This is a genomic window from Rubripirellula obstinata, from assembly GCF_001642955.1.
Taxonomy (GTDB): domain Bacteria; phylum Planctomycetota; class Planctomycetia; order Pirellulales; family Pirellulaceae; genus Rubripirellula; species Rubripirellula obstinata.
In genome coordinates this window covers 1-18,688 of the sequence record NZ_LWSK01000066.1, presented here as the reverse complement: position 1 = coordinate 18,688, position 18,688 = coordinate 1, and the positions used below count along the sequence as shown (strand labels likewise).

At 54.4% G+C, this 18,688-nt stretch carries 10 protein-coding genes and 1 tRNA gene; 3 read left to right on the top strand and 8 right to left on the bottom strand.

Annotated elements, in window-relative coordinates; all coding sequences use genetic code 11:
• Positions 1-503: 503 nt before the first annotated feature.
• From RC85_RS16110 to infC, 4 genes are all read right to left on the bottom strand, one after another.
• Positions 504-2,138: a hypothetical protein gene (locus RC85_RS16110; protein WP_068264671.1), complete on the bottom strand. Its 1,635-nt coding sequence runs from the start codon at positions 2,136-2,138 to the stop codon at positions 504-506.
• Positions 2,139-2,152: 14 nt separating this feature from the next.
• The gene (locus tag RC85_RS16105; RefSeq protein WP_068264670.1) at positions 2,153-2,914 is read right to left on the bottom strand and encodes a glycosyltransferase family 2 protein; all 762 of its coding nucleotides are present in this window, start codon (positions 2,912-2,914) and stop codon (positions 2,153-2,155) included.
• Positions 2,915-3,041: 127 nt separating this feature from the next.
• Positions 3,042-3,878 carry a Nif3-like dinuclear metal center hexameric protein gene (locus RC85_RS16100; protein WP_235033481.1) on the bottom strand — a complete coding sequence of 279 codons (837 nt, stop codon included), beginning with the start codon at positions 3,876-3,878 and terminating at the stop codon, positions 3,042-3,044.
• A 164-nt stretch (positions 3,879-4,042) separates the two neighbouring features.
• Entirely contained in the window at positions 4,043-4,549 is a 507-nt protein-coding gene (gene infC / locus RC85_RS16095; RefSeq protein ID WP_235033480.1) for a translation initiation factor IF-3, read from the bottom strand.
• Positions 4,550-4,994: 445 nt separating this feature from the next.
• Here infC and RC85_RS16090 point away from each other — a divergent pair.
• A tRNA-Val gene (locus RC85_RS16090) sits at positions 4,995-5,068 on the top strand.
• Between the two features lie 1,132 nt (positions 5,069-6,200).
• Here RC85_RS16090 and RC85_RS16080 read toward each other — a convergent pair.
• A complete protein-coding gene (locus RC85_RS16080; RefSeq protein WP_157593946.1) occupies positions 6,201-7,661 on the bottom strand; it encodes a DUF6666 family protein in 1,461 nt (486 codons plus the stop codon).
• A 142-nt stretch (positions 7,662-7,803) separates the two neighbouring features.
• Between RC85_RS16080 and RC85_RS16075 the strand changes: the two genes are divergently transcribed.
• Complete coding sequence (locus RC85_RS16075; RefSeq protein WP_068264662.1) at positions 7,804-8,769, top strand: tetratricopeptide repeat protein; 966 nt, start codon at positions 7,804-7,806, stop codon at positions 8,767-8,769.
• Positions 8,770-8,961: 192 nt separating this feature from the next.
• On the top strand, positions 8,962-11,607 hold the full coding sequence (locus tag RC85_RS16070) for a BatD family protein (RefSeq protein WP_162273221.1): 2,646 nt from the start codon (positions 8,962-8,964) through the stop codon (positions 11,605-11,607).
• A 114-nt stretch (positions 11,608-11,721) separates the two neighbouring features.
• Here RC85_RS16070 and RC85_RS16065 read toward each other — a convergent pair whose 3' ends face one another.
• From RC85_RS16065 to RC85_RS16055, 3 genes are all read right to left on the bottom strand, one after another.
• Positions 11,722-13,164 carry a GumC domain-containing protein gene (locus RC85_RS16065; RefSeq protein ID WP_068264658.1) on the bottom strand — a complete coding sequence of 481 codons (1,443 nt, stop codon included), beginning with the start codon at positions 13,162-13,164 and terminating at the stop codon, positions 11,722-11,724.
• Positions 13,165-13,694: 530 nt separating this feature from the next.
• On the bottom strand, positions 13,695-15,833 hold the full coding sequence (locus tag RC85_RS16060; protein WP_235033479.1) for an amylosucrase: 2,139 nt from the start codon (positions 15,831-15,833) through the stop codon (positions 13,695-13,697).
• Positions 15,796-18,078, bottom strand: a complete 2,283-nt coding sequence (locus tag RC85_RS16055; protein ID WP_235033478.1) for an HAD-IIB family hydrolase — start codon at positions 18,076-18,078, stop codon at positions 15,796-15,798. Before RC85_RS16055 ends, RC85_RS16060 begins: the two co-directional genes overlap by 38 nt.
• Positions 18,079-18,688 lie beyond the last annotated feature (610 nt).

Sequence of the window (18,688 nt, the reverse complement as noted above, 5' to 3'; positions counted from 1 at the left end):
TACAACGACCGAGGCACGCCAACATCTTTTTCCGCATCCCTGATCACCCTTCGTGCCGATCTCACTAGTGGACGCCGGGATAGGCGATCCTTTTCTTGAAGACTGCTGACAAACACAGCAGACTTCTCGGGCCATGGAACGGGCCGAACCAGATGACACCCGTTTCGCTCTTTCGCCCGAGGCACCCCGTCGATGAACGTTGATGCAATGCACGCAGCTCTAGGTCTAAGCTTTACCTTCGTCTGGTTGCTGGTCGGCCAAATCCTAGTTGGAAACCGCTAAGGAACGTGCGAACTTTTATAGTCGCCTTTCGCTCCGCGAAAGCAGCGGATTCGCTACTTTCGCGGAGCGAAAGGCGACATTAATTTCCCGCTCGTTCTTAGCTTGATTGCACGACGTAGGCCGGAACAAGCAGAGCGCAGTTCCGGAAATCGTGTCGAATGTTTTCGTATTGCCGGAACCTCGCTTCGCTTGTTCCGGCCTACATTAATTCTCGCACCGAACTACGCCAACATCTTACGATAGGTCTGCACCAGATCGTTTAACTCAAAAACGCAAAACGGATGTTCGCGACTCGCCAAGATCGATTCGCTGGCTTCCGCTTTTTCAGCTTCAACCAACCGCAATCGCAACTCATCACGAACCGATTCCAACTCGGACGACAACTTCGCATTGATCTCAGAAACCCGGTCATGCCAAGCCTTCTTGTTTTGCTCTGGCACGTTGGCAAGCAACTCTCGCTTCTTCGCGACCAGCAACGCCTGGGATGACTCACCACCGGATGACAAATCGATTGAACGTTCCGGCTGATAATACGTGTCGCGAATTTGTCGTTTCAATTCACCGATCTTCTGCGGCTCGCGATCGGTCCTAGCCGCCGGTAACAAAATGGTCGCCGAAATCACCATGAACTCGGGCGACTTGACTCCGTAAAAATCCTCGATGATTCGATCACCAAGCTGATCGTACTTTCCGCCGCCAATACCGTGGATAAACAAATCGCTCAGGATCAATCGGGCGTACATTGTCGTGATCAAAGCACGCGGACGAAGTTTGAAATTTGGGTCCACCAAATTCGCCAACTGCTCGGCCGCCAACTTCCGATGGCTCACATCAATCGTGATACTTCGTCCGCGACTCGAAGCAACGGCATCAGGCGAATCACTCAGTATCAATTCGTCGCCCGTTCGTTTCACCCAAACCGCTTTACGGCTCGGCGAGTCGTTGCCGTAGACCCAAAGCGGCGACTCGATCCAATCACCATCGGCTTCCAAATGAGGAACCGGGTGCGCAGAACTACGGATTCCGTGCGCCACACGATACAGATCCGTTTGCTCGTTGTAACAGGCTTTAAACCGAGGCAAATCGGTCAAGATCGTCAGCAAGAATTCTGCGAACGCGCTGCCGCGACACAAAACACCCAGCGGCATTTCCAACGTTCGCAGTCCCACATCCGCTTCCAACACATGACGAGCCTGCGCAAGGGCGCAACCTGCCACACCACATCGGGCGACCGCTTCGCGTGCATGTTTCCAAAGCGGCGTGATGCAGGGATCATGGCCAACGTCACCCATCGCTTCGATCACCGATGTGTCGAAATCATTAAACGTTTCTAAGTCTCGAATCGTTGTCTGTTCAAATGGCACGCCACCGCCCGCATCGTCATACGCCACCGTCGTTCGGCGAACGTCGCCCGATTCAAGATCCACACTAGGCACACGAATCGAACTGCTGCTCGAAACATCGTTATCAATGACCAAGTTGATCGGCAACGCACCATGAACCGCGCCCAAATGGCTCAAGGCAAAGTTCTTAAACCAAACACCGGGATGGAAAATTGTCGGCTGGTGTCCCGCCATAAAAACAGTCGGAATGTTCGTCCCAAAAGACGCCAACCGACCCTTCGCCCATTCGACGTCTCGATACGCCGACGTGTAGCGAAGTGCATCTTCGATCATTTGTTTGCGAGCCCGCGGACGCAGAGCTGCAAACATCGCCGCATCGTCTGGATGATCATGCTGACTGAACCTGCGTCGGTTCGCAGCAGCAATCCCGCCGGCCGCATGCAGCGGCGGTTGGATCATCACATCGCCATGACGTCGTGAGGCTCGATACTGTTTGAATTCGTGCGTTACCATTCCGGTCGCTTCACCTAACCCGTTTGTCCGATCTGTAAGACTTCATCGCGAGCAGGAAATACGCAACCATCGATCGACACCGCCGCGATCGCTTCATCAAGAACACGGTGATAATAACGAAGACGAGTTTCCGCATGATCCAGCGAACCGCCAAAGGATCGTTCCAAGTCTAAATAGATCAACGGAACCGGAACTTCGATCACCTTCAATCCCGCAGCGGCGGCCTGAGCCCAAACCTGCAGCGGCATCGCGTAACCCTGGTCCGTAATCTGCATTCGCTGCAATGCGTCGACCCGGTAAGCCTTAAAACCACAGAATGCATCGGTCAAATCGAAGCCCAGTCGTGCGTTCAATTCAGCGGTGACTTGGCGATTGATAAACATCCGCTCCGCAGGCGGTGCATCATCGCCTTCGTACTGTTTCAAATAACGACTACCCGAAACAATGTCCGCCCGATCGGCTGCATCAATGAACCGAGGAATCCGTTTAGGCTGATGCTGTCCATCACAATCCAGCGTCACGACGCCGTCAAAATTCTTTTCAATCGTGTAGTCGAACGCGGTCACCAGTGCCGCACCGTAGCCACGATTTTCGGCATGACGAATCACATCAACATCGCTGCGACGCGAGAGCACATCAGCCGTTCCATCAGTCGATCCATCATCAACGACCAGCACCCGATCGGCATACTTCAGCACTTCGTCCAGGATCTGGTCAACGAATTTGACTTCGTTGAAAACCGGTAATGCTGCGAGCCATCGTTTCTGCTGAGTCATACAATTCCCCTGTCTAAAACATCGTGGATTGACGCGAACCGTCAAAAGTGTGCCGATTTGGCCGTCAGACTGTAGCAAGACTGCAACCCGTGTGCCGCCTTTCACACCTGAATCTACAATCAGTTCATCACAGCATCTGAACTGGATCGGATTCGACCTTGCTGGCCCAGACTTCAATCGCGTCCACCTCATCCGCCAACTGCTTGGCCAATCGCTCCATCGCAAAACGCTCTGAGTGATAATGCCCCAGCAGCCCAAGCCCAATCCCCAGGCTTCGTGCTTCTAAGCATGTATGAAACGTCGCTTCACCAGTCAGCAGCATGTCGCAGCCTTGACGTTTCGCCGCCGCCAAAAAACTGCCGCCGCTGCCGCACGCGATCGCGACTTTGGAAACCGACAAATCAGGCGAGCCCACTATTCGAGCACTGGGCTGACCAACCGCATCGGCCGCCTGCTTCACAATCTGGCCCAGCGACCGAGGCGATTCGAATCGCCCCATGCGCCCCGAACCTTCGTTTACGCGTCCCTCGGAAACTCCACCGCTGCCATTTTCGCTCGTGATCAGCGGCAACGAATCGTCGATCCCAATCAGTTTTGCCCACTGATTATTGATTCCATCCGCCGCTGAATCGAACGCAGTATGCGCACTGTAGACCGCGATCTTGTGGCTGGCTAATCCCAACAGCATCGTTCCGGGGACAGTGTCCGTCGTCAGTTTCGCGAGCGGCTTAAACGGCAACGGATGGTGAGCGATGATCAGATCCACCTTGGACTCGACCGCCTCCTTCACCACATCAGGCGTGATCGTCAGGCAAGTCATCGCGCGCGAAACATCAGCGCCGCGATCCCCAACCAGCAACCCGACATTGTCCCAATCTTCCGCCAATCGAAGCGGAGCAATCTGAGCAAGAACCGAGCAAATCCGACCGAGCGATTCACCCGGCGTCACACCACCACAAACCAATTGAATTCCCTTGAAGCGTTAAGCCCTACAGCTTGTCGGTCGAGTCCAGTTACGTGAGCCGCGACGCGTAAGCGGCCGGGCCTCCAGCGTTGCCCTAACGCCTAACGCCTAACGCCTAACACCTAACACCTAACACCTAACACCTAACACCTAACACCTAACACCTACTTAGGTGCAATCATCGCGATCATGCGACGACCGTGTTGTTGCGGAGTCGTTTCGACCTTGCCGTATTCACTTAGCAATTCGATCGCCTGCTGCATCACCTTGCGGCCTTCTTCGATGTGAGCCATTTCGCGACCGCGGAACAGCACGCTGACCTGCACCTTGTCCTTATGCTCCAAGAACTTTTGAGCTTGGCGGATCTTGGTACGAACGTCCTCGTCACCCGTTTTGGGACGCAGTCGAATTTCCTTGGTCTTGGTGTGAGCCTGACCGGAATTCTTTTTCTTGTTCTTCTCGTACTTGAACTTGCCGTAATCCATGATTCGGCAAACCGGTGGACGTTCACCAGGGGCGACCTCAACGAGGTCCAAGCCGGCATCGCGAGCCCGTTGCAATGCATCCTCGGTTGGGATAATCCCGAGCTGTTCGCCTTCTTCGCTGACGACTCGAATCGGCGTGATTCGGATATTGTTGTTAATACGAGTGCTATCACGCGTATCGGGCATCTGGTTTCTTCGAGCTAAAGCCACTCTGTAGGTTTCTTCTCCGGCAGACAACTCGTCCGCGCAATTTGGAAGGGAATTTTTAAAACGGCAGGCCTCGAGTCGTTTTCAGTAAGCAAAAGTTACAGAAAAACCAACACTCGAGCACTAACCACACAGAAGTATCCGACGCTAGTAGGGCGAGCGTCAACAGCGAATCGCAGGAATTAACCAGAATTACGCGATCAGATAAGCCATCTTGCCAAAAAACGCCCCTCAAGCCCACCGCATACTCCACCGACGACTTGACGATCGATCAAACCCGGCCCAAACTGTCCGCCCGGAAGAAGTCGGACCGATTGAGCAAAGTTCACTCCAGAACGCCCCCATTCAAACCCGATACGACTATTCCAAGGCATCCACCATCACCAAGGCATGCCAACCGATCCAGGTCAAACCGACCCAAATCGGGCGATTAGCTCAGTTGGTTAGAGCGCCACGTTGACATCGTGGAGGTCACAGATTCGAGTTCTGTATCGCCCATTTTTAAGTCCTTTAACAACAAGGGCTTACGACGACTTTGTAGCGTGTTTGCTCGTCGTCAGTTCGGCGGCTTGGCTGGCTAAGAAAAAAGCCGCCCGCAAGGCATCTTGAAGACCGACAGAGCTCCCCTACGGACTGCTAGGCCGACCAGCCAAACCCAGCGGCCGAGGAACTAAGTAGCATGGGCCCCCGGCCCGTGTGACAAGCTCCAGATGACAAACGGATGCCGGTCTCGCCGTAAACGGCCCAGGGGGCCATGCTACTTGCCGCGACGGTGCGTGAAAAAAGTAGCATGGGCCCCCGGCCCGTGCGAAAATCTCCAGATGACAAACGAATGCCGGTCTCACGATACACGGCCCAGGGGGCCATGCTACTTGCCGCGACGGTGCGTGAAAAAAGTAGCATGGGCCCCCGGCCCGTGCGAAAATCCCCAGATGGCAAACGGATGCCGGTCTCGCCGTACACGGCCCAGGGGGCCATGCTACTTGCCGCGACGGTGCGGGAAAAAGTAGCATGGGCCCCTGGCCCGTGCGAAAAGCTCCAGATGACAAACGGATGCCGGTCTCGCCGTACACGGCCCAGGGGGCCATGCTACTTGCCGCGACGGTGCGTGAAAAAAGTAGCATGGGCCCCCGGCCCGTGTGACAAGCTCCAGATGGCAAACGGTTGCCGGTCTCACGGTACACGGCCCGGGGGGCCATGCTACTTGCCGCGACGGTGCGTGAAAAAAGTAGCATGGGCCCCCGGCCCGTGTGAAAATCCCCAGATGGCAAACGGATGCCGGTCTCGCGGTACACGGCCCGGGGGGCCATGCTACTTGCCGCGACCGTGCGTGAAAAAAGTAGCATGGGCCCCCGGCCCGTGCGACAAACTCCAGATGACAAACGGCTGCCGGTCTCGCCGTACACGGCCCGGGGGGCCATGCTACTTGCCGCGACGGTGCGTGAAAAAAGTAGCATGGGCCCCTGGCCCGTGCGAAAATCTCCAGATGGCAAACGGATGCCGGTCTCGCCGTACACGGCCCGGGGGGCCATGCTACTTTCTCGAATGATCGAGATTGGAGCATGATGTATTTGTGACAAGCTGATTCAGCAGAGCGAGTAGATGCGATCTGTTGCGGTATCAAGTTGACCTAGTTTTGGCCGACGATGAAGGTTCCGTTGTCGGCGACGTCGAACAGGGGGCGGCAGTAGCGGCCGCAGCCTTTGGGGCCGCCGGGGCGGTAGACCAAGCCCATTGAAATGTTCCATGCCTCTTCACGATGACCGTTGCTCGCTGCGCCCTCGTTGGGAACCAGGAAGGTCGCCGAGGTCGCTAGGACGATGTTTCGCTTGAGCGGCAGGTTCAGGCTGGCACCTAGCAGACCGTCATCGTCTTCGGTCCAACCGCCGAAGGCTGACCAATTGCCGCTGCCGTTTAGCATGCGACGATAGAAGAGCCGGTATTGGTCGATCGGTTCAAAGGCAACCCTCGATTGAAAGGTTGTCCCGTCGGCTTGTTGGACGAACGTGTCGGACGTTTCACCGCCCATCGATTGCATCGCTTGGAAGCCGAAGACGTGGCATCCGCGAGTCTTCCAACTGAGTTCTCCGCGGAACTGAGTCACATCGGCTTGGTACCACCAATCGTCGTTCAGGTAATCGATGACGCCGCCGTATTGCAGACCATAATCGACGCGGCGGAACAGACCACCTGTGACGAAGACCTGCTGTCGCGATTCGTTCGTAAACTCGGATCCGATCAGATTGTTTTGTGTGGCTCGCAAACCGAGTTGTGCTGATAGATCCCATCCGAGCCATCGTTTCAGCGAACGGCCTTCGTTGAGTCCTTCGTAGAAACCAAAGCTACCGCTACCGCTGCGGACCGCCGGGTCGGTGGCACTGGTGCTGGCAAAGTTCATGGGGCCCTGGAACCCTTGGACGCCGGCAAAGAAATCGAAACGGCACCAGTTGATTCGCAACATCGGCAAGAAGAATGGGATGCGGTCAACGTCACATCCACCGCATGCATCGCAGCCGCAATCGCCGCTGCCGTCGCAAGACATGGCTTCCATTCCACAGCCAGGACCAAACCCGGGATCACCAAAACCGGGTCCGCCAAAGATTCCTTCGGCCCCGCAGGCAACCTCGCATCCGCCGTCACAGCTTGAACTTCCACAGCCGCAACTTGGGCCCATCATTTCCATCGCGTGCCCAATCCCGCATCCAGGCTCAAAGCCACACGCCGGTTCGGATCCACAAGCAGGCCCCATTGAATCGCAATCGCAAACGGGGCCGCAATTTCCATCACAGCCACCGCCAAAACTTCCGCCAAAACTTCCGCTGTCCAGAAATCCAACCTGTGCAACGTTGCCCTGGACCAGCGACCCGTCGAGTGGTGCTTCGGGCATTTGGTCGGGAATGGAGCCGGATGCGGCACGAGCAACCATCGAAACTCGCTGGCGTGCCGGAGCTTTTCGCAGCTTATTGTGAACCTTGCCGGTTGCTTTTCGTAGTTGATTGTGCGTCGCCGCTGAAGCAGGAAGATCAGCATTGAGACCGATAGTGGCCAGCATGATCGCGAAAATCGACCATCGAAAAAGCTTGGCGGACATGATCATAGAAATGTATGGGTAGGCGTTCGGGAAGGTTCCTCTAGGATGGGATATCGGCTCGATTTAATCCGCAACATCAGAAAATCTTGCGTAACCGGTAAACTTTCGCAGCTAACCAACGCTCGCAATCCACAGGACGCTCGTGTTTCACACCGCCGTAGTCTGCTTTTCGCTGTCGCTGACCAGCTTGGTATTCCAATCCAGCGAGGTTTGGGCGGCCGATTTGGCGGATGTCTACAACCAGGGTGTCCAGCATTACAAGCAATCACAATTCGACGATGCAGCGGCGTCGTTCAAACAGGCCGCCGCCAGCAGCGATGACCGATTGGCGGCACGGGCCAGATACAACCTTGGCAATTCGCTGTATGCCAAGGCGACCGAAATCATCCGAAAGTCTGGCGATGATCAGGTGCGGCTCGGTGATGGCGGTGGCTCGCAACCTGAACAGGATTCCAGCCCGATCCCGTTGCTAGAAGATGCGGTCGCGGCCTACCGATCGAGCTTGCGTTTGAATCCCGATGACGAGGACGCTCGTTTCAATTTAGAGAATGCGACTCGGCTGATCGATCAATTGAAAGATCAAAAATCGGACCAGAAATCTTCGGATCAAAAGCAGGACGATAGCCAGCAAGATCAGAAGAACGATCCATCAAAGGACCAGCAACAACAGCAGCAGCAAGATTCCGCTGACCAGGATCCAAAAGAAAATGAACCGCAGGATCAGTCGCAAGACGGTGACGATCAGCCGAACGAGTCAGGTAAAGAAGAGTCAGACGAAGAAGAATCGGGCGAAGAATCCGAAGAAGACTCAGGCGACCCGGAGAAGCCTGATGAACAAGAGAACGACGACAAAGGTGATCAGCAGTCCGAACAAGACGCTTCACAGCAGCCGGGTGAAAACGAGCAAGCATCGAATCAACAACAACAACAACAGGGAAACGCTCAGCCGGGTGCCGACGCTGCTGGTAGCCAACCGGCTGCGAAAGAGATGACAGAACAGGAAGCGAAGAAGATGCTGCAAGCGATTCGCGATCGTGACATGCAGCGACGCAATCTGCTAGAAGCCCTCAAGCGATCTCGACGTGTGGTCGTTCCAAGAGACTGGTGACCCCAGAAAACCCTCGCAAACAAAACCCAATCCAAATTTTTTTGTCTCTAATTTTTTTGTCTTAAATTCATTGCAACCGTCTTTCATAGACCGATTCGCGAAGGAGGTTTTTAGACAAAAAATTTAGGGACAAAAAGAGATTGCTTTCGGTGAGTGGCACCCACGTTTGCTTCTGAATTCACTTTAACTTTCGTGAGCCAAGATAAATTGATGATGAACCGTCTCTTTGCCATCTGTTCAATGGTTGTTGCCGTGACGCTTTTATGCGTTCCGGCTTCCATCGCTGCTGATATCCAGGTCGCTGTATCGTCTGATGAAGCTTACGTGGGATTTCCGATCACGTTGCAGGTTCGGATCGACAATGCATCCAAGCATGATCCGCCCGTTATCGATCCCGTTGACGGTCTGGAAATCCAATCGATGGGTGCTCCGTCTTTTTCTAGCTTCATTGGCCCAGGATCATCACGAACGTCATCGACCTACCAATGGTTGGTGACCCCACTTCGTGAAGGCACGTTTACGATCCCGCCGATTCGCGTCAAGGCGGATGGAATTTCGTCGATCACCAAAGTGGTTCGCATCACGGCGACCAAGAGCGACGCTGGTGACTTGCTGATCGCCGAAGTCGAAAGCAGGCAAGACAAGGTTTACGTCGGCGAGCCGATTGAACTGTCGCTAAAAATTTACGTTAAGGCTTACGTTAACAAAGAAGAGAACATCAAGCTGAGCGATAGCACGATGTGGAGTTTTTTGTCCGAGCAAACTCAGTGGGGCGTGTTCGCCGAAGCCATCGAACAAATGACACAAAACCGAATGCAGCCTCGTGGCATCGAAGTCATTCGCGAGGACGCCGACGGAGAAGATGCTACGTACTATCGATACCAAATCGATGCGACGCTGTTTCCCAGTCGCCCAGGTTCGGTGGATTTGGACGGCGTGAAAATTTGCTTTACGTATCCGATGGAGATTGGTCAATCAAAATCTCGTCGCGGTGGACGCTCGTCGTTTGAATCGATGTTGGGAGATGATCTTTTGTTTCCAGGTTCACTGTTTGGCGACAGCTTTTTCGGTGGTCCACGTACGACTCGTCAGATCACCAAGTCGATGCCGTTGATGGTCGAACCTGAACTGGATTCCATTGTTGCGAAACAGATTCCAAGCAAAGGCCAACCCAAAGAATTCGCCGGAGCGGTGGGACGTTACGTGATCGAAACCAATGCGTCCAACACGAAGGTGCAAGCAGGCGACCCGGTTGAGTTGACGATTCGTGTCCGCGGGACTGGACAAATGGAGACGGTTGCCGCGCCGCCGTTGTCGTTGATCGACGACCTAACGGATAAATTCAAGGTCACTGATCAACCGCTGGCTGGCCAGGTCGATCGCAACCAGAAAATCTTCACCACCACGATTCGCCCGATTGATGAAACGGTGACCGAGATTCCAGCAATCCCGTTCACGTACTTTGATCCGGACAGCGGCGAGTACGAAACCAGTTACAGCGACCCGATCGCGATCACCGTGACGCCAGCCGAGGTGCTGAAGCTTGACCGAATCGCTCGAACTGCCCCGGCAACTGCTGAAGCCAAAGATTCTGAATCAAAAACCCGTGTCCAAATCGACCAACCAGCATTGAACTTGGCCTGGCGAGACACGACGCTTAGCAAGGACAGCACCGGCGTCTCCTTGATCAACGTTATTGTCCCAGCGATTGCATTTCCGCCCGTCGTATTTCTGATTGGATTGTTGATGCGTGGGTTCGTCGGGATCAATCGCCGCAGTGCGTCGGAGGCGAAGACGTTGGAAAAGATCAAGTCCGCTGATCGGTCGTCTGAGATGTCGGATGCCATGAATCACTATTTGGCACGGCGGTGGAAAGTTCCAACGTTGGACACCGCCGACGCGGATCCATCGACCGATCGTATCCTGGGTCATCTGCGTTCCATTGGTCTGCATCGATATGCGGTCCGTGTTGAACAGTGGATGGATCAAGCGAACCGAAGCCGTTTGACATCGGAATCTGAATTGGAATCACTGCGGCAGTCTGCGATGGAACTGGTCAGGGATGCAAAATCGCAGCGGAAGATACCGTCTAGCATTTCGGCAACTGCGTTATTTTGTTTCGTTGCAATTGTTGCTGGAAGTCCCAACGTGCATGCATCGGATTCATTGACGGATTCACGTGCAATCGTGGAACAGGCTGAATCGGCTTATCGTGACGGTGATTTTGTAGGCAGCGCAAACCTCTTGAAGTCCATTGATTCGGATCAGTTCAAAAGCTCGGATGTTCTTGTGAACCTTGGCAACGCTTGGTGGCAATCAGGCGACACAACGATGTCAAAGGCGCGGTCAAAGGCCAGTTATCTGCGTGCGTTGAACGTAGATCCGACTGACGATATCGCGAGAGCGAATCTGTTGGCGATTGATGGCTCGAATTGGCTGTTTCAGAAAGTGACTTCGCTGCCGATGCGTTCGGTGTTGATCGTTGCAATCGCAGCCTGGTCGGCATTGTGGCTAACGTTGGCAATCAGACTTTGGACCAGTGCATTTCCTTGGCGAAGTATCGCAGCTTGCTGCTTGCTGGTTGCGTTGTTCGCCGGTTGCGTTGCGGCATTGCAGTTCAGCGCCGTCTGGTTTCCGCATCACGCTGTGATTGTTGCTGATGAAGTTCAACTACGCAGCGGTGACGGCGAATCGTTCGACATTGTGCAAACGATCGCATCGGCGTCCGGCCAGGTCGTGCGATGGAACGCAACGCGGCCCGGTTGGGTAGAAGTCACCGCCAAGGACGGAATTCAGGGTTGGCTGCCCGCGAATAAAGTCGAGATCATTTCGCGGTAGCAACAACGTTGTAGGCCGGAACAAGCTTAGCGAAGTTCCGCCAATCCAATGCCGGGACAATGCAATTGCCGGAACTGCGCTGCGTTTGTTCCGGCCTACATCTATTGCCGGAGCTTACGACCTGCGTTCTGACTTATCAGTGGACGCCGGTGTGTTGGTTCGGTCTTCGTTGCGTCGTCCGGCACCGAGATAGTCGCTCCAGCGTCGGCCGCTGCGAGTATCGGTTGGGCCAGGCGCGATCAGGAAGACTGCACCGAGTCCAAAAATCAGGCCCGCCATTGCACTGCCCAATGTCACGACCGAACCGCCGGGGCCGATTGGGTCATCGGCGACTTGTGCTGGTCCCAACTGGGCGATCAGGTTGGTCGAAAGTGCGGCCGAGCGGGTTGCGATCGCGTCCGAGAGAGACCTTTCGGCGTCGCCCAGCAATTCGGTGCGATGCTTGACTTCGGAATCCAGTTTGGAATAGTCGGCACGAATCGTTGCCAAGTGAGCAAGACGTTGTCCGAGAACTGCGTTGCGTTCCTTCAGCCGAGCAACGCGATCTTTTTGCAATTGCAGGTTGGGTTGCATCGCTGCAATGGCGGCTTCAGTTTCGTGTTGCATCCGTTTGCGAATTTCAAACTCGGTTTCGACGGCTGCCTTCAACTTCGGATTGGCGGGCGTAAAAATACCAGCAAGTTGACTGGCGGCAAGTTGTGCGTCGATCAAACCATCTTTGAGTCGTTGCAACGAAGGTTGGCTGGCAAGCAAATCGCTACCGCTGATCAGCAATCGCGTCGGATCTTCGGCACCCGCGACCAACAAACTGTGAAGCGATTCCATCTTGCGGAGTTCTAGTTCGGCAGTTTGAAGTTCTTTGGTTGTTTCTTCCAGCGTACGTCGATTGGTTCCGTCGCCAGAAATGGTGTCGTTAAGATTTCGCAGTTCGCCGAGGTCGGCACCGGATTCGATTTCGATCTCTCGTAGTCGCGCAGAAACTTCGTTGAGGTTCTTCTGTGCCAGGTCTCGCGAGTGGCTGAGTTCGGCGATGACACTGTCCGCACGAACTTGACGAACCTTGCGAAGTTGCTGCGTCAGGTTGTCGTAGATCGCATTGCAAAAAAGCGTCGCACGTTCTGGGCTGGTCGATTTGACCTTCAGGTAAACGACTTCGGTGTTTCCGAATTCCGAACCCTGCGGTGCAACCAGGTTGACGCATTTCGATGCGACTGAGTCGATTGTTTTTGTGCTTGGCCAAGACGAATCGGTGCCGCCGCTGGGAGGTCCGATTTGTCGCAGGGCTGCACCGACGACTTCTGGATTTTGAGTCATTTCCAGAATCGTTTCTTGGGCCGCTTTCAGTTCGGTTTGGCTGGGGAATCGTCCAAGGCGATCGAGTGATGATGTTGCTTCGTCTCGCACGACCAAAGGCTGACGCGCGGAATAAACGTCGCTGCTAAACAGGGCATAGCCCATTCCGATGACACCAAAGATGACTGCAGCACCGCCCCAAAGAGGTGCGAACAGAATCAAGACGTTGCGAACGTGTTTCCACGGAATCGGAGTTGAACTCATCGATCAGTATTGGGTCAGAGGGCATCGGTAGGTGGCTGACAGGTGACCTAAAACCCTAGGTCACGCGTTGCAGTCTTCTGCCGAAGCGTTGTTTTGCAGCGAAAGAAGGTTCCGCCAAAGGTGTTGGCTGGTCAGTTGAGACGGTTGTGCGGATTGGTGGGTTTGGTCTGTGCAGAGGTGAGTTGCCCTGCAGCCGGGAGGGCGGCTGATGAAAACGTGTCGTTGGCAACTTTTAGCGACCCTTGAAAGTAGGCCGTAGCGAGCCATAGCGAGTTACGGCGGTGCGCAAATTGCCGTAACTCGCTATGGCTCGCTACGGCCTACATCCTGGCGATCAGGGAAATATGCCGTTGCCACAACGCTTCACAGCGCTGCAGTTTGTGTTGTCTGCCATGGTGCAGCTTGCCCAATTTGCTGCGTTGCAATGATTTTCATCAGGCCAGCCGGGAGGGGACGGTGTTGCTCGTGAACCCTCTCCCTCGCTTTGGCCCGGCCGCTCACGCGTCTCGGCTCACTTTAATCGACAAAAGTTAAACCCGGCACAGCCATCTGGTTTGATAGGGCTTTAGGTGCAGGTCTTCGCTGCTGGCGAAAGTTTGGCCGGTGATGGCGTCTTCGAAAAAGCGGCCCATGCCTGCGGTTCGCAGTGCGTTGCCGGAAAACGATTGCAGCGAATCTGCGAAATTGGCGATCACCACCAACCGATGACTCTGGTGCATCCGCACAAAACCTAACAGGTGCGTGTTGTCGGTCTTAATCAACTCCATCTGCTGTCCCGCCAGCGCCGGTTGCGACTTACGTACGTTGATCAAGTGCTGCAGTGCCTCGAAAATTCGTCGTTGAATCGAACCGCCGCCGGATTCGATCTTGTCGTCCAACTCTTCTAAGAATTCCCACTTCATTTTCGGACGGTGAACCCAACGTGTGTCACCTGCCTTGGCTGGGTCTTTGACAAAGTCGTAATCGTTCAGCATGCCCCATTCTTCGCCCAGGTACAGCAGCGGAATGCCGCCGATGCTTAGCGTGATGCTCTGCAGCAACATCATTCGACCGATCGCCAATTCCTTTTCGGCTTCGTCGTCCTTTTCGATCGCCAATTCCAACCCGGCTAACGACGCCAAAGTACCCGCGATTCGCATGTCGCCGGTCGCGATGTTCTCTTGAAACGGAATGCCGCGTGCGAACGATCCCTTAAACTGACCGGTATAAAAATGGTTTAGGAAATTCCGGTGATCGTACGCATTGATGCCGATTGCGGCGGCGTCCGCGTCATCGAACGTCCAGCCGATGTCGTCGTGACATCGCAGGTAATTCACCCAGGCGGTTCCGTCGGGCAAATTGTGCCGATGGCTAAGTGATTGGTTCAGCAAGCGAGTCGATCTTGTTGCCAACGATTCCCACAACAACGCCATCAGCGTTGGGTTGTACGAAATCTGGCACTCGTCTTCGCCCACGTACTTGACCACATCATCGGGATGCACAATCGCTTCGGATTTGAACAGCACACCCGGCGTTGCGATTCGCACCAGACGGTTAAACGCTTGAATGATCTTGTGCGCGCCTTCCAGATTCTCGCACGACGTGCCCATTTCTTTCCAGATAAACGCAACCGCATCGAACCGCAAAATATCGATACCGGTGCTGGCGATGAAGAACATTTCTTCCAACATCGCACGAAAGACCGCTGGATTGCTGTAGTTCAAATCCCACTGGAAATTATTGAACGTCGTCCAAACCCATTGCTCCATGCCATCGTGCCAGGTGAAATTTCCGCGGCGTACCGTCGGGAAAATCTCTCGCAGCGTGTGTTCGTATTTGTCGGGCTCGGTACGGTCAGGATAGATGTAATAGAACTGCTGATATTCACGGTCGCCCGATTGAGCACGCTTGGCCCATTCGTGTTCATCGGACGTGTGATTGAAAACAAAGTCCAAGACCAACGTGATGCCAACGGCCCGCAATTCCTCGGCCAACATCCGCAGGTCGTCAATCGTTCCAAGCCTGGGATCAACGCTGCGATAATTGCTGATCGCATAGCCACCGTCGTTGTTTCCGGGGCGAACCGCGAATAGCGGCATCAGGTGCAGATAGGTCAGGCCGAGCTGTTGGAAGTAGCCAATTTGTTCACGCAGTCGTCCAAGATTTTCGCTGAACAAATCCACATAGAGTGCTCCGCCAACGACCTTTTCTGATTCAAACCAATCGGGTTCAATTTCGCGATGCCGATCGACTTGTCGCAGCGATTCAGGCCGCGTGACCCAGGCATCGGCCGCCGTCAGAATGATCTGTTCGAGGTGATAGAAAAAATCGTAGCGAGTCCCATACAGTTCGTGCAGCAGGCCGAAGGTTTCGGACCAATGCCGGATCAGTCGCGTTTCAAACTCGTCGCGCAAGCGATCATCGGTTTCGGTTTGTTGCCAAAACTGGGTGATCCGAGGTGCGATCCGGCGCAGCGAGATCTGTGCTTCCAGTTCTAAACCGTCAGCATCGTGCGAAACCTGAAAAGAATCCAAAGGCGACGGGTGAATCGGACGAGTCATGGTTTCAGGGTTATCAACATTGATACCACTGTCAACGACCGAACCTCCCAACGTCGTCTCCGCATCCTTTATCGCTTGTGGGCGACTTGGATCAGGCGGATTCGATTGATTGTGGTTCGATGCGATCATTCGGAATGACAATGTTGCCTAAAAACTGGTAGTACTCGATGCCTTCTAGGATTCCACGGGCGTGAGAGTTCTCTGAGAAATAGACTCGCGGTCGATCTCGCAGCACCTCCATTTCTTTGCCATGATTGGCGACCACCACACCGAGCGTCCGCCCCAGCAGCATTCCAATGTCGTTGCCACTGTCGCCGGCGACCAGCACATTTTCCGGCGAAAAGCCCCATTTCCAAAGGACGTGACGCACCGACAAATCGCTGCCGCCGCGAACGGGAATGATATCCAAGAACATTCCAAGCGACAGAACAACCTTAGCACGCACACCGGCTTCGCGAAGAGCTTTTTTAATCTCAAGCTGGCTTGGCGAAACCTCGGGATCGATCTGGTAGGCAACCTTAAATTCAGATTGGCTGCGATCTTCTTGCAAATTGACGCCCGGCATCGGGTCCAGAATCGATCGGACTTTGGTCGGTTCCCAGGCATACCCAATCTGTTTTCGCCAACTCAGGTCCGCCGTCAATTGAGGCCCATAATGCAATTGGGTGCCAGCATCCGTTTCGATCAAATCAGGACGCGGCAGATTCAGTCTTTCGATCAAATCCATTGCAACGTCCAAGCGACGTCCGGTCGAAATCCCAAAGCCAATGTTTTCGTTCGCGTTTAGCAAGTCATGAAATTCTCGCAGCGCGTCGTCATCACCGGTCAACGTGTTATCCAAATCAGTGATGATGATGCGGTCAAACTCGGGCAATCGCCTTTCCCGCGGACTGTTGACCAGTGCGGGCACGGCGGAATGGCTTAGAATGTCGCCGGCGTCACGCAAGTATCGATTGGCGTGCTGAGTCCACGAGTAGTGTTCTCGCGTGCCCCGGATTCCCGCATCGGACCATTCCTTCCACTGATCCGGTTCCGTCAGTGCTCGCAACAATCCATGTTCGATCTGTTGATTATCAAGCGGGTCAACCAGCAAACCGTTATTGCAATTCGCGATAATGTCACGCGGACCACCATCGTGCGTCGCCACGATTGGCAAACCGGTCGCACCAGCTTCCAACAGCGTCAAACCAAACGGCTCGGTCAACGCAGGATTGATAAACACGCCCCTCTTTGACGCCACCCATCGATACAGATCCGGCACTTCGTCGGGCGCGTGTGTTTTGGGATAAGCAACTTTGCCGTACAGGTCATATTTGTCGATCAAATACAGCACGTTGGTAATCACCTGCTGCCCACCCTTGGGCAATTCGCAAAGATCATCACGCGTGCCCATGATCATGATCAGGTTCGCGGCCTCTTGAAGTTGCGGACTTTCGCCGTACACCTCGACCAACTTTTCCAGATTCTTACGCTCGTCGGGCCGAGCCATCGTCAAGATCGACGGCTTGCTGGTGTCCGCCAAAAAACGGTCCACCGCGTCGGCGATTGCGGGGCGAGCGAAAGCTGTTTCGCCTGCACCATCATTCGACACGCCATCATTCGACACGTCATCGCAAAGCCCCGCGGGCGGCGAAAACAATGACAGATCGACGCCCGGCGGAATCACTTCCATCCGGTCCGGTTGGTAGTGATCGTACAACTCATACTGTTGCTGGATCTCTTGACTCGTACTGGTCACCACCATCGACGCGGTTTCCAACGCGATTTCTTCGGCCTCAATTCGCGTCGTCAGCTTGTAGCGTTTCTCGAGCGATTCGGCGGTCGACTTTCCTAACAGTAAACGTTGCTGCTTGACGCGACCGAGCGAGTGACCGGTGAAGATGTAGGGAACGTGCAGCAATCGAGCTAGGTGAGCACCGGCCAACCCGGCGTCGGCGTAGTGACCGTGGATCAGACTGGGAACGCCAGTCCGTCGGAAATGGACCAGCGTTTGGTCGATGAACATTTCAATGTAGGGCCACAACGCTTCTTTCTTTAAGTAACGTTTGGGACCGAAGGGAATCCGAATGATCTTTGCATTCTCGCCGATGACTTCTTCGACGGCCGCGTAGTCGTCATGGACCTTGGGGTCGATCACTTGCCGCGTCAGCAATTCGACATCACGGACGTTGGGATGGGACGCCAGTTCCCGGGCCAGTTCGACCACATACTTCACTTGACCGCCGGTGTCGGCGTCACGTCCTAATTCCATATCGTGTCCACGAACCAATCCATGCAGGCTGATCAGGGTGATTTTCAGCGGACCGCCTCCGTGATCGGTGCGTTCGTGTGGACTTACATTTTCAGAATCTTCAATCGACGTTGAAGCAGGCAAAAGTTGGTTCTCCGGGCGGGAATTGAGTGAACGGTGCTAGAGATTTTAACACAAATCGCAAGCCTTCCGTGATTCCACGTAGCAGCAACAAATGTGCCGACAAAATCCAGCCTGATCGGTTCACTATCAGAAGTCTTCGTGGCAACCTTTCTAATGATAATAAATCGGATTTGTCGCCGATAACAGCGCGGCACCGCCCCCCGGGAGATAAAGGAAAGGATTTGTACCTAAGCGATTGATTGTGTTCATCGGGAGCGAGTTCTAAGATAAATTGATTAAATCTGATCCCCCAGGGTCGCTAACCGGCAAAGTTTTACTTAGAGTGTAACTCCGCGATGTTGAACGACGTCGCTGGGACCATTGGCGAGGACCAACGCGTGCAACGTTGGTCCACTCGACAGTGTTGAACGAGTGCCCCGAAACGGGGTGTACAGGTTCGTGAGGATGCAATTTAACGGCTGCGTACTGATGTCCCTGTCACTCCTTTTCGCGGCACTCGAATTTCAGCGGAATCGCTATCCCGACCCCAAAAGATCGCGCTTTCCAAGTTCCCGAGGAACAACATGTAGGCCGTAGCGAGCCTCAGCGAGTTACGGCATGTCGCGCACCG